Origin of the sequence: Burkholderia sp. BE12, from assembly GCF_002959955.1 — a bacterium.
Classification (GTDB): Bacteria; Pseudomonadota; Gammaproteobacteria; order Burkholderiales; family Burkholderiaceae; genus Burkholderia.
This window is the reverse complement of sequence record NZ_PREY01000002.1, coordinates 331,984-343,933: the sequence shown is the minus strand read 5'-3', so window position 1 is coordinate 343,933 and position 11,950 is coordinate 331,984. Positions and strand designations below refer to the sequence as shown.

Sequence of the window (11,950 nt, the reverse complement as noted above, 5' to 3'; positions counted from 1 at the left end):
GCCATGCGGCCCCGTCGTATCGCGCAGCGCGCGCCGATGGCGGCGTCTGCCTCTCGCGCCCTGGCCGCACGAACCTTCCCCAACAATCTTCAGGAGAGCTGGTGAGCCGACTCGTCGTCGTATCCAATCGCATCGCAGATCCCCGTAAAGCCGCGGCCGGCGGCCTCGCCGTAGCCGTGAAGGACAGCCTGCAGGAAACCGGCGGCGTCTGGTTTGGCTGGAGCGGCAGGCTACGGGGCGGCGACGATCAGCCCGCGCATGGCGACGACGTGCAGATCCAGAACGTCGGCGGCATCCAGCTCGCGACGGTCGATCTCGATCCGCAGGATTACGACGCTTACTACCTCGGCTACTCGAACAACGTGCTATGGCCGGTGTTTCACTACCGGCTCGATCTCGCGCAGTTCGACCGGCGCTTCGCCGACGGCTACCGACGCGTGAACCAGCTGTTCGCGCGCAAGCTGCGCACGCTGCTGCGGCCCGACGACACCATCTGGGTCCACGACTATCAGCTGATTCCGCTCGCGGCCGAGCTGCGCGCGATGGGCTGCACGAATCCGATCGGCTTCTTCCTGCACATCCCGATGCCGCCGCCGCCGATCATGGCCGCGATCCCGGAGCACGAATGGCTGATGCGCTCGCTGTTCGCGTACGATCTCGTCGGCTTCCAGACCGAATCGGATCTGCTCCACTTCGAGCATTACGTCGAAGCGGAAGCCGGCGCGGCGCGGCTGCCGGACGGCCGACTGCGCGCGTTCGGCCGTACGCTGTCGGCCGGCGCGTTCCCGATCGGCATCAACGTCGACGAATTCGAATCGCTCGCGCGCGATCGCGACGGCCTCGCCATGTTCGAACGAATGCGCGACGAATATTCGCGCCGCCAGTTGCTGGTCGGCGTCGACCGGCTCGATTACACGAAAGGGCTGCCACAGCGCGTGCATGCGTTCCGCGAGTTGCTCGAACAGTATCCGGAGAACCGCGACCGTGCGACGCTGATCCAGATCGCCGCACCGAGCCGCGAGGATCTCGGCGCCTACGACGACCTGCGGCGCGAGATGGACAGCCTGTGCGGCGCGATCAACGGCGACTACGGCGAGCTCGAATGGATGCCGATGCGCTACATTCACCGCACCGTCGCGCGCAAGCGCCTGCCGGGCCTCTACCGCGCGAGCCGGGTCGCACTCGTCACGCCGCTGCGCGATGGGATGAACCTCGTCGCGAAAGAGTTCCTCGCCGCGCAGGACGCGGCCGACCCGGGCGTGCTCGTGCTGTCGCGTTTCGCGGGTGCGGCCGAGCAATTGAAGTCGGCGCTGCTCGTCAATCCGTACGACACGCAAGGCACCGCGCAGGCGATCCAGCGGGCCCTCACGATGCCGCTCGAAGAGCGCCGCCAGCGTCACGCCGGGCTGATGGCGATCGTGCGCAAGAGCGACGTGCACTGGTGGCGCACGCGCTTTCTCGAAGCGCTCGCCGAAGCGGCCGAAGTCGCGGCCGCGACCGAATCCTGACGCGCCGACGCGCGCTCACGCCCTCGTCATCGTGCATTCGAGCGCGACGCCGTTCGATCGAGACGTGCGCGTCGCTCATGGCGACTCCGTGACGGGAAAGATAGAAAAGAAAGCGCACGGCATCGGAATACCGACGCGCACCGGTCGCCGGCCCGCGCACCGGCATCAGCGATCGGGTTCGTGCGGCCGGCGATACGCGATGAAATCGCGCTCGACGGTGGAGGCCTGCTCCGTTTCGATCGCGCCGCCGCGCGCGTTCGTTTCGTCGCCGGGTGACACCGACGTCGCCGACGACGGTTCGATCCGCCCGTCGATCAGCGCCTGCAGCGCGTCGCGTTCGAGCACCTCGCATTGCAACAGCCGTCGCGCGATGCGTTCGAGTGCGTCGCGGCGCTCGCCGAGCGTCGCCGCCACGCGCGCATGCGCATCGGTCAACAGCGTCCGCACCTCTTCGTCGATCATTCGCGCGGTGTGCTCGCTACAGCGACCGCCGTCCGCATGCCACGCGCCGGGCATGCCCTGGCGCACGTCGCCGTCGTCGAACGTCGCGAGCCCGATCTTCTCGCTCATCCCGTATTGCATGACCATGTGGCGCGCCATCGCGGTCGCGCGTTCCAGGTCGTTCTGCGCACCGGTCGAGACGTCGCCGAACACGAGTTCTTCCGCCACGCGCCCGCCGAGCAGCGCATCGATCCGGTCGAGCAGCTCGCTGCGGCGCAGGACGTAGCGATCCTCGGTCGGCACCTGCTGCGTGTAGCCGAGTGCCGCGACGCCGCGCGGAATGATCGACACCTTCTTCACCGGGTCGCAATGCGCGCGGCTTTCCGCGACGAGCGCATGGCCGGCTTCGTGATATGCAATCGTCAGCTTCTCCTGCTCGTTCATCACGCGGCTCTTGCGCTCGAGGCCCGTCAGCGCGCGGTCGATCGCCTCGTCGAAATCGGCCATGCCGATCGCCGGCTTGCCGAGTTCGGCCGCATGCAGCGCGGCCTCGTTGACGACGTTCGCGAGATCGGCGCCGACGAAGCCCGGCGTGCGCGACGCAAGCTCGCCGAGATCGACGTCGGCCGCGAGCTTCACGTGCTTCACGTGCACGCCGAGGATCTGGCGGCGACCGTTCACGTCGGGCCGGTCGATCGCGATGTGCCGGTCGAAACGGCCCGGCCGCAGCAGCGCGGGATCGAGGATCTCGGGCCGGTTCGTCGCGGCCATGATGATCACGCCAGAGCCGGCCTGGAAGCCATCCATCTCGACCAGCAACTGGTTGAGCGTCTGTTCGCGCTCGTCGTTGCCCGACATCGGGCCGACCCCGCGCACCTTGCCGAGCGCATCGAGCTCGTCGACGAACACGATGCACGGTGCCTTCTGCTGCGCCTGCTCGAACAGGTCGCGCACGCGCGCGGCGCCCACGCCGACGAACATCTCGACGAACGCGGAGCCGCTGATCGAGAAGAACGGCACGGCCGCCTCGCCGGCCACCGCGCGCGCGAGCAGCGTCTTGCCCGTACCCGGCGCGCCGACGACGAGCACGCCTTTCGGGATCTTGCCGCCGAGCCGCTGGTAGCGATCGGGATTGCGCAGGAATGCGACGAGCTGCTGCAATTCGGCCTTCGCTTCGTCGATGCCCGCGATATCGTCGAACGTGATGCCGGTTTCCTGCTGTACGTATACGCGCGCGCGGCTCTTGCCCATCCCGGTAAAGTCCTGCAGCCCGCCGCGCTTGCGCAGCATCATGTTCCACACGAACACGAGCAGCATGAGCGGCAGCAGCCACGACGCGAGCGACGCGATCCACCCCGTGTCGGGCGTGCCGTGATAGCGGATGCCGGCGGCGGTCAGCGTGTCGATCAGGTGTTCGTCGCTCACGCGGCTGGTCGTGAAGCGCCACGGCGCGCCGGCCTGCTGCACGACCGCCGCGTCGGACGCCGGCAGCATCGTGCCGGCCTGCGGCATCTTCAGCGCGCCCGAGATCGACGCAGGGCCGACCTCGAGATCGTCGACGAGCCGCGCGGCGACGAGCCGGTGGAAATCGCTGTACGCGATCGGTGTCGACGTCGGGTGCAGCATCAGCAACTGCGCGGCGAACAGCACGAAGAAGCCCGCCGCGATCAGCAATCCCGGGTAGTCGAATTTCCTGTCCATGGCATCGGGCCGGCCGTATCTGCTGCGCCGCGTGCGCTCACACCGGCACGCGCGCGGAACCGGTACGCGGCCGCCATGCGGAAACGGCATGCATCCACGCCATCGTCGCCTCGCTGTCTCGCGTCGTTCGTCGCATCGATGCCGCCTCGGCAACACCGTGGGCCGGCGTCGCATGGCGATCCTCGCCCGGGCGGCACACCGCCGCGCGCCGCCCCTGGTTCCAGTCTAGTTCGCGCGCGGGCGTCGCGCACCGCTCGCCGCGCGAGCATCGAATCGTCCGACAAGCAGCTTTCATCTGCCCCCTTGGCGCGTTATAGTCGCATTCATGACATTTTCGTGACAGTCGCGTCGCGCCGCCGCGCGCGATGCCGGCCGTAGCATTCCGCCCTGCGTCGCGGCAGCCCGCGGCGCCGGCACGCATCGAACGACAACACCCACCCGCCCATCCGAGGAGCCACGACGTGAACGACACCCCCGATCGCCCCGACGACCTGCCCGTCGATCCCGACCGCCGCCGTGTACTCGGCGGCATCGCCGCCCTTGGCGCCGGTGTCGCGCTCGCCGGCTGCGAGACCACCGCGGGCAACGCGCCACGTTCGGCCGCCGACCTGCGCATCGACGAAGCGTTGCGCCAGCGCGTGCGCCACATCGTCGTGATCTATGCGGAGAACCGCAGCTTCGCGAACCTGTACGGCGATTTCCCGGGCGTGCGTCATCCGCTCAGCGAAGTGCGGCCCGAACACGCGCAGCAGTTCGATCGCGATGGCAAGACGCCGCTGCCGGTACTGCCGAAGATCTGGGGCGGACTCGTGCCGCAGGCGCAGGAAGTGAACGGCAAGCGCTACGCGATCGCCGAGCGCGACATCGACAAGCTGCCGAACGCGCCGTTCCGGATTTCCGACGCGCAAGGCAAGCCCCTGCCGAACGGCGTGATCACGCGCGATCTGTGGCATCGCTTCTACCAGAACCAGATGCAGATCGCGGGCGGCCGCAACAACCAGTTCGCCGCGTGGGCCGATTCGGGCGGCCTCGTGATGGGCCATTACCGCAATTCGGCCGACACGCTGCGGCTGTGGAATCTCGCACGGCAATACACGCTGTGCGACAACTTCTTCATGGCGGCCTTCGGCGGTTCGTGGATGAACCACATGTTCCTGATCTCCGCGCAACCGCCGCTGTATCCGGACGCGCACAAGCATCCGCATGCGGCGAAACTGCTGTCGAAGGTCGAAGGCGACGATCCGGCCGGCACGCGCCTGAAGCTCGCCGACGATTCGCCCGCGTCCGCGCTCGACGGCCCGCCGAAGTTCGCTGTCGACGGCCCGCTGACGCCGGACGGCTACGGCGTGAACACGATGGCGCCGCCGTACCAGCCGAGCTACGTGCCGCCGCCCGATCCGGGCAACGCCGCGTATGCGGATCCGGCCGACCATCGCGTGATGCCGCCGCAGGGCTACGCGACGATCGGCGACCGCCTGTCGGAAAAGAACATCGACTGGGCGTGGTACAGCGGCGCGTGGCAGTACGCGCTCGAGCATCGCGACACGGGCACCGTGCCCGATTTTCAGTACCATCACCAGCCGTTCAACTACTTCGTGAACTACGCGCCCGGCACCGAGGGCCGCCGGCGGCACCTGCGCGATGCGGGGCTCGGCGACGAGCCGTCGACCAACCACTTCATCGCCGACATCGACGCGGGCCGCCTGCCGGCCGTCACGTTCTACAAGCCGCAGGGCAACCTGAACATGCATGCGGGCTATGCGGACATCGAATCGGGCGACCGTCACATCGCGACCGTGATCGACCATATCCGGCGCGGGCCGCAATGGGAAAACACCGTGATCGTGATGACGCACGACGAGAACGGCGGCTGGTGGGATCACGTCGCCCCGCCGGTCGGCGATCGCTGGGGCCCGGGCTCGCGGATCCCGGCGCTCGTGATCTCGCCGTTCGCGAAAAAGGGTTTCGTCGATCACACGCTGTACGACACGAACTCGATCCTGCGCTTCATCAGCCGCGTGCACGGCCTCGCGCCGCTCGACGGCGTGGTCCTGCGCAACAACGCGTTCGCCGCACGCGGCGCGACACCGCCGGGCGATTTGACGAACGCGCTCGATCTCGGCTGATCGCCGGGTTGATCACCGTAAACGACGATGCCCCGGGCCACCCGATGGATGGCCCGGGGCGTCGTTCGTTTCCGGCCCGGCGAGGCTAGGCGGCGCCGCGCAATGTGCCGCGCACGACGTGCGCGACGGACGGCCCGCATCTGCGTACCGCATTCGACTTCCTCGGACGTTTCGCCGGCCGCCGCGACGCCGATCCTTGCGACATCGATGTCGAAACGACAACGTCCCGCCGCCGCAGAGGCTTGCCGGCGACGGGACCTTCATACCTCGTTCGACTCGTGACGTCGATTCCGCGCGTCAGCCGCCGATACGCTGCTCGATCCTGTTCATCGTGTCGGTCATTTCAGCCGGCAAGCGCAGCTTCAACGTATCGAACAGCGCCGCATGCAGCTTCAGCTCCTCACGCCATTCGTCCGCGTTCATCGACGTCACCGCATCGAACTGATCGCGTGTGAAATCCAGGCCGTCCCAGTGCAGGTCTTCATACGCAGGCGACACGCCGAACGCATGCTCGCCGCCACCGCCGGTGCCTTCGAGACGATCGAGCATCCACTTCAGCACACGCATGTTCTCGCCGAAGCCCGGCCACACGAACTTGCCGTTCTCATCCTTGCGGAACCAGTTCACGCAATAGATCTTCGGCGGCTTCGCGCCGGCGGCTTCGAGCTGCTTGCCGAGCTTGAGCCAGTGCGCGAAATAATCGCTGACGTTGTAGCCGCAGAACGGCAGCATCGCGAACGGATCGCGGCGCACGACGCCCTGCTTGCCGACAGCTGCCGCGGTCGTCTCGGAGCCCATCGTCGCGGCCATGTACACGCCTTCGACCCAGTCGCGCGCCTCGGTCACGAGCGGCACCGTCGTCGAGCGGCGGCCGCCGAAGATGAACGCGTCGATCGGCACGCCGGCCGGGTTTTCCCAGTCGTCGTCGATCGACGGGCACTGCGCGGCCGGCGCGGTGAAGCGCGAGTTCGGATGCGCGGCCTTGCGTCCGGTTTCCTTTCCGATCTCCGGCGTCCACGGATTGCCCTGCCAGTCGGTCAGCTTCGCGGGCGGCGTGTCGGTCAGCCCTTCCCACCACACGTCGCCGTCTTCCGTCAGCGCGACGTTCGTGAAGATCACGTTTTCCTTCAGCGTGGCGATCGCGTTCGGGTTGGTCTTCACGCCCGTGCCCGGCGCCACGCCGAAGAAACCGGCTTCCGGATTGATCGCATACAGGCGGCCGTCGCGGCCGGGCTTCAACCACGCGATGTCGTCGCCGATCGTCGTGACTTTCCAGCCGTCGAAGCCCTGCGGCGGGATCAGCATCGCGAAGTTGGTCTTGCCGCACGCGGACGGGAACGCGGCCGCGACGTGATACTTCTTGCCGGCCGGCGACGTCACGCCGAGAATCAGCATGTGTTCCGCGAGCCAGCCCTGATCGCGGCCCATCGTCGACGCGATGCGCAGTGCGAAGCATTTCTTGCCGAGTAGCGCGTTGCCACCGTAGCCCGAGCCGAAGCTCCAGATTTCGCGCGTTTCCGGGAAGTGCACGATGTACTTGACCGGATTGCACGGCCACGGCACGTCCTGCTGGCCGGCCTCGAGCGGATGGCCGACGCTGTGCACGCACGGCACGAAATCGCCGTCCTCGCCGAGCACGTCGTACACGTCGCGCCCCATGCGCGTCATGATCCGCATGTTCACGGCGACGTACGGGCTGTCGGACAACTCGACGCCGACGTGCGCGATCGGCGAGCCGAGCGGTCCCATCGAGAACGGCACGACGTACAGCGTGCGGCCGCGCATCGAACCGCGGAACAGTCCGTTGAGCGTCTCGCGCATTTCGGCCGGATCGATCCAGTTGTTGGTCGGGCCGACGTCGTCGCGCGACGCCGCGCAGATGAACGTGCGATCCTCGACGCGCGCGACGTCCGACGGATCGGATTGCGCGAGATACGAATTCGGGCGCTTCGCCGGGTTCAGGCGCGTGAGCGTGCCCTGGTCGACCATCGCCTGGCACAGCGCATCGTATTCTTCCTGCGAACCGTCACACCACACGACGCGCTCGGGCTCCGTGAGCGCCGCGATGCGCGATACCCAGTCGATCAGCTTGCGATGTTTGACGAAAGCCGGCGGAGCGATCAGCGAGCCGTGTGTCGCTTCGGCCAAAGTATTTTGCGACATGGGGATGTCTCCAGATTATTGGACGGGGATGGGGATGCGGGGCGAGCCCGCGAGATGGGGAATGCGTGCGGAGCGCAGGACGATGCGGCACGCAGGACGGGACGCGCGAGCGGAGCGCGCGTCGATGCCGCGATGCGTGCGAGAGAAGGTGAAGTCTCGTTAGAGGGTGCGAACGCGAGTTTCGCCATGCAAGCAACCTGCCATACAACTCCATGCCGGCCAGCATACCATCGCCGTTATTGGGCCGGCGTTGCGTTGCAACAAGAAACAACTGTGACGGCGCACCGGCACGCGCGTTGCAGGCGGGTGTTTTTTACGGCGTCGTCGCAGGCGGCTGGGGGGACAAAACGGCCGCAACAGCCGCCCGGCAAGGGTTTCGCGCGAGCGGCAATTTCAACCTGCGACGCGTCCGTGCCGACGATACGAGCACGCGCGGCGCCCATTCGCGTTTTCGCTACTCAGGCAAACCCTGAATTAGGTTGCGTACACAAACATCCCGATCGAATGCCCGATGCAGCCACTGCTCATAACGGTGCGCGCGGCAATCCGGGGTAATACGCGTCCGGCTACGACGCGAATCGTCGAGGAGTACTTCCGGTCGCCGCAATGAGCGACCCGCCTGCATTTCTTCCACGCGGTTGGCGACACGCAAAATCCCGGCCCGATGTGTGTCGGGATGATGGATGGACAGTTGCGGGCGCTTCATCGATTTCGACGAGATCGATGGGATGCCGACGAGCCAGTACGTCGTGAAGGCCATGCGCCGGTAACGCCCCAGCCAAGGCCGACAAAAAAACGCCAGCCCCAAGGGGCTGGCGTCGTGCTTCGAGTCGGACGACGATCAGAACTGGTTCATCGTGTTGTCCTTGCCCGCTGCCTTCAGCGCCGCTTCGCCGCTGAAGTATTCCTTGTGATCGTCACCGATGTCCGAACCGGACATGTTCTGGTGCTTCACGCAGGCGATGCCCTGACGGATTTCCTTGCGCTGCACGCCCGCCACGTAGCCGAGCATGCCCTGGTCGCCGAAGTATTCCTTGGCCAGGTTGTCGGTCGACAGCGCAGCCGTGTGGTACGTCGGCAGCGTGATCAGGTGGTGGAAGATGCCTGCTTCACGCGATGCATCGGCCTGGAACGTACGGATCTTCTCGTCGGCCAGCTTGGCCAGTTCGGTTTCGTCGTATTCGACGCTCATCAGTTGCGCACGGTCGTAAGCCGACACGTCCTTGCCTGCAGCCTTCATCGCGTCGTAGGCCTGTTGACGGAAGTTCAGCGTCCAGTTGAACGACGGGCTGTTGTTGTACACCAGCTTCGCGTTCGGGATCACCTTGCGGATCTCGTTGACCATGCCGCCGATCTGCGCGATATGCGGTTTTTCGGTTTCGATCCACAGCAGGTCGGCGCCGTTCTGCAGCGACGTGATGCAGTCGAGCACGCAACGCGCTTCGCCCGTGCCGGCGCGGAACTGGAACAGGTTGCTCGGCAGGCGCTTCGGACGCAGCAGCTTGCCGTCGCGCTTGATGACGACGTCACCGTTGCCCAGCTGGTCGGCCGACAGTTCCTCGCAATCGAGGAACGCGTTGTACTGGTCGCCCAGGTCGCCCGGCGTGCTGGTCACGGCGATCTGCTTGGTCAGGCCGGCGCCCAGCGAATCGGTACGCGCGACGATGATGCCGTCGTCCACGCCCAGTTCCAGGAACGCATAGCGGATCGCGCGGATCTTCGCGAGGAAGTCCTCGTGCGGCACCGTGACCTTGCCGTCCTGGTGGCCGCACTGCTTCTCGTCCGACACCTGGTTTTCGATCTGGATGCAGCACGCGCCCGCTTCGATGAACTGCTTGGCCAGCAGGTAGGTCGCTTCCGCGTTGCCGAAGCCGGCGTCGATGTCGGCGATGATCGGCACGACGTGCGTGACGTGGTTGTCGATCTTTTGCTGGATCGCGGCCTTGGCGGTCGCGTCCTTCGCGGCATCCAGCTCGCGGAACAGGCCGCCCAGCTCACGGGCGTCGGCCTGGCGCAGGAACGTGTACAGCTCGCGGATCAGCGCGCTGACCGAGGTCTTTTCGTGCATCGATTGGTCCGGCAGCGGGCCGAACTCCGAGCGCAGCGCGGCGACCATCCAGCCCGACAGGTACAGGTAGCGGCGTTCGGTGCTGTTGAAGTGCTTCTTGATGGAGATCATCTTCTGCTGGCCGATGAAGCCGTGCCAGCAGCCCAGCGACTGCGTGTACTTGGACGGATCGGCATCGTAGGCGGCCATGTCGGCGCGCATGATCTTCGCGGTGTACTTCGCGATGTCCAGGCCGGTCTTGAACTTGTTCTGGGCACGCATGCGGGCGGCATATTCGGGGCTGATGGCATTCCACGCGCTGCCGTGGTTTTCCTTCAATCCAGCCACTGCCTTGATGTCGTCTTGATATTGGGACATGTCTATCTCCTGGGAACGAAGCGCATTTGAGTAAAGGATTCAGCGTGCCCGCCGCGTGTGACGAAGCGAACTGCATGGACTCAATGGTAATCCTGTCCGGCGCGAATTCGATCAAGTCTTATATAAGACATAAGATATAAATTTCTGTTGTTTTTCAATGAGATAGCCGGTCGTTTTTGCGATGCAAAACACGGTTTCAAGCGGCGGTAAAACGCGGCGGCAGGAAGTTGGCACTAATTCCGCAATATGAAATGCCCTTTCGGCTACTGAAGGACGCGCAGGCTTTGATCCGGCCGGGGCAACGCGGGCCGTCGCGCTTCATCACAGTCATGACAAAACGTCTATACTTGGACGATTATTTGATCCGCGCGCGTCAGCGCATCGGCCAGCTTTCCGGAGCGACATGAACGACTCTCCCGTCTTCGACACCCTTTGCGAACTGCTGAATTCAGCCGGCGCGCGTTTCCGCGTGCTCGAGCATCCGGCGGAAGGCAAGTCCGACGCGATCGCCGCGCTGCGCGGCACACGCCCCGAACAGGGCGCGAAGGCGATGCTCTGCACGTTCAAGGACGGCGGCGACGCCGCCGCGCTCGCGGTGATTCCCGGCCATCTGAAGATCGACTTCCGCAAGGTCGCCGATGCGGTGGGCCGGCGCAAGGCGACGCTCGCATCGCCCGACGTCGCGGCCGCCGTCACGCGCTGCGTAATGGGCGCCGTGCCGCCATTCGTGTTCGATTCGAACGTGACGCTCGTCGTCGATCCGGCGCTGGTCGAGCGCAACGCCGAGATCGCGTTCAACGCGGGGCGCCTCGACCGCTCGGTCGTGCTCGACACGGCCGACTACGTCCGGATCGCGCGCCCGCTGCTGGCCGACATCACGCGACCGGAAACGACGCACACGCCCGCCCCCCAGGACCACGCATGAGCACGAACCGCAAACCGCTGCCGTCGGAGCAGGCATCGCTGATCGAGCAGGTGCAGCGCATCGCCGAAGGGCTCGGCGAGATGTTCGCGCCGTTCACCGAGGTCGTCGTGCACGACCTGCGCACGCCGGAGCACGCGATCCTCGCGATCCACAACAACCTGTCCGGACGCGCGGTCGGCGATCCCGCGACCGAACTCGGCCTCGCCCGCATCGCCGACGACGAGTTCCCGCAGGTGCTCGCGAATTACCCGAACCGCTTCGCCGACGGCCGCACCGCGAAAAGCACGTCGATCGGCATCAAGGATTCGACCGGGCGCTACGTGGCCGCGCTGTGCCTGAATGCCGACGTCACGCTGTTCCGCGGCTTCCAGGGCATGCTCAACCAGTTCTGCCGCACGGACGGCGAAGCCGTCGTCGAAACGCTCGACCCGGCCAGCGCCGACGCGATCCGGCAGCGCATCGACGCATTCGCGACGCGCCTCGCGACGACGCCGCGCGAGCTGAAGACCGACCAGCGCCGCGAGCTGATGCAGACGCTGAAGGCCGACGGCTTCCTCGAGGTGCGCCGTGCGATGGAGATCGTGTCGCAGCATCTCGGCGTCTCGCGCGCCACCGTCTACAACGATGCGAAGTGACGCGCCGCGCCCGGCGTTCCCGTTTT

General features: G+C 66.3%; 8 protein-coding genes. 4 read left to right on the top strand and 4 right to left on the bottom strand.

Annotated features, from left to right (window positions below; translation table 11 throughout):
* Positions 1-101: 101 nt before the first annotated feature.
* Entirely contained in the window at positions 102-1,508 is a 1,407-nt protein-coding gene (otsA, locus tag C4B30_RS03655) for an alpha,alpha-trehalose-phosphate synthase (UDP-forming) (RefSeq protein ID WP_027780730.1), read from the top strand.
* 165 nt (positions 1,509-1,673) lie between these two features.
* Here the strand turns inward: otsA and ftsH are convergent, their stop codons facing one another.
* The gene (ftsH, locus tag C4B30_RS03650) at positions 1,674-3,650 is read right to left on the bottom strand and encodes an ATP-dependent zinc metalloprotease FtsH (RefSeq protein WP_105131793.1); all 1,977 of its coding nucleotides are present in this window, start codon (positions 3,648-3,650) and stop codon (positions 1,674-1,676) included.
* 461 nt (positions 3,651-4,111) lie between these two features.
* Between ftsH and C4B30_RS03640 the strand changes: the two genes are divergently transcribed.
* Positions 4,112-5,776: an acid phosphatase gene (locus C4B30_RS03640; RefSeq protein ID WP_105131754.1), complete on the top strand. Its 1,665-nt coding sequence runs from the start codon at positions 4,112-4,114 to the stop codon at positions 5,774-5,776.
* A gap of 297 nt (positions 5,777-6,073) precedes the next feature.
* Here the strand turns inward: C4B30_RS03640 and C4B30_RS03635 are convergent, their stop codons facing one another.
* The 3 genes from C4B30_RS03635 to C4B30_RS03625 all read right to left on the bottom strand — a co-directional run bounded on the left by C4B30_RS03635 (position 6,074) and on the right by C4B30_RS03625 (position 10,364).
* The gene (locus C4B30_RS03635; protein ID WP_105131753.1) at positions 6,074-7,939 is read right to left on the bottom strand and encodes a phosphoenolpyruvate carboxykinase (GTP); all 1,866 of its coding nucleotides are present in this window, start codon (positions 7,937-7,939) and stop codon (positions 6,074-6,076) included.
* A 454-nt stretch (positions 7,940-8,393) separates the two neighbouring features.
* Positions 8,394-8,699: a hypothetical protein gene (locus tag C4B30_RS35145; protein WP_158683373.1), complete on the bottom strand. Its 306-nt coding sequence runs from the start codon at positions 8,697-8,699 to the stop codon at positions 8,394-8,396.
* An 81-nt stretch (positions 8,700-8,780) separates the two neighbouring features.
* The gene (locus C4B30_RS03625; protein WP_089501803.1) at positions 8,781-10,364 is read right to left on the bottom strand and encodes an isocitrate lyase; all 1,584 of its coding nucleotides are present in this window, start codon (positions 10,362-10,364) and stop codon (positions 8,781-8,783) included.
* 403 nt (positions 10,365-10,767) lie between these two features.
* Here C4B30_RS03625 and C4B30_RS03620 point away from each other — a divergent pair, with 403 nt between their 5' ends.
* Positions 10,768-11,289 carry a YbaK/prolyl-tRNA synthetase associated domain-containing protein gene (locus C4B30_RS03620; protein ID WP_105131752.1) on the top strand — a complete coding sequence of 174 codons (522 nt, stop codon included), beginning with the start codon at positions 10,768-10,770 and terminating at the stop codon, positions 11,287-11,289.
* Positions 11,286-11,924 (top strand): helix-turn-helix transcriptional regulator, encoded by a 639-nt coding sequence (locus C4B30_RS03615; protein WP_089501804.1) that lies wholly within the window; start codon positions 11,286-11,288, stop codon positions 11,922-11,924. Before C4B30_RS03620 ends, C4B30_RS03615 begins: the two co-directional genes overlap by 4 nt.
* Positions 11,925-11,950: the final 26 nt, after the last annotated feature.

Bases quoted from the DNA above. Each gene is read 5' to 3' on its own strand.
- ftsH (WP_105131793.1), bottom strand. From the start codon at position 3,650: ATGGACAGGAAATTCGACTACCCGGGATTGCTGATCGCGGCGGGCTTC.
- C4B30_RS03635 (WP_105131753.1), bottom strand. From the start codon at position 7,939: ATGTCGCAAAATACTTTGGCCGAAGCGACACACGGCTCGCTGATCGCT.
- C4B30_RS35145 (WP_158683373.1), bottom strand. From the start codon at position 8,699: ATGGCCTTCACGACGTACTGGCTCGTCGGCATCCCATCGATCTCGTCG.
- C4B30_RS03625 (WP_089501803.1), bottom strand. From the start codon at position 10,364: ATGTCCCAATATCAAGACGACATCAAGGCAGTGGCTGGATTGAAGGAA.
- C4B30_RS03620 (WP_105131752.1), top strand. From the start codon at position 10,768: ATGAACGACTCTCCCGTCTTCGACACCCTTTGCGAACTGCTGAATTCA.
- C4B30_RS03615 (WP_089501804.1), top strand. From the start codon at position 11,286: ATGAGCACGAACCGCAAACCGCTGCCGTCGGAGCAGGCATCGCTGATC.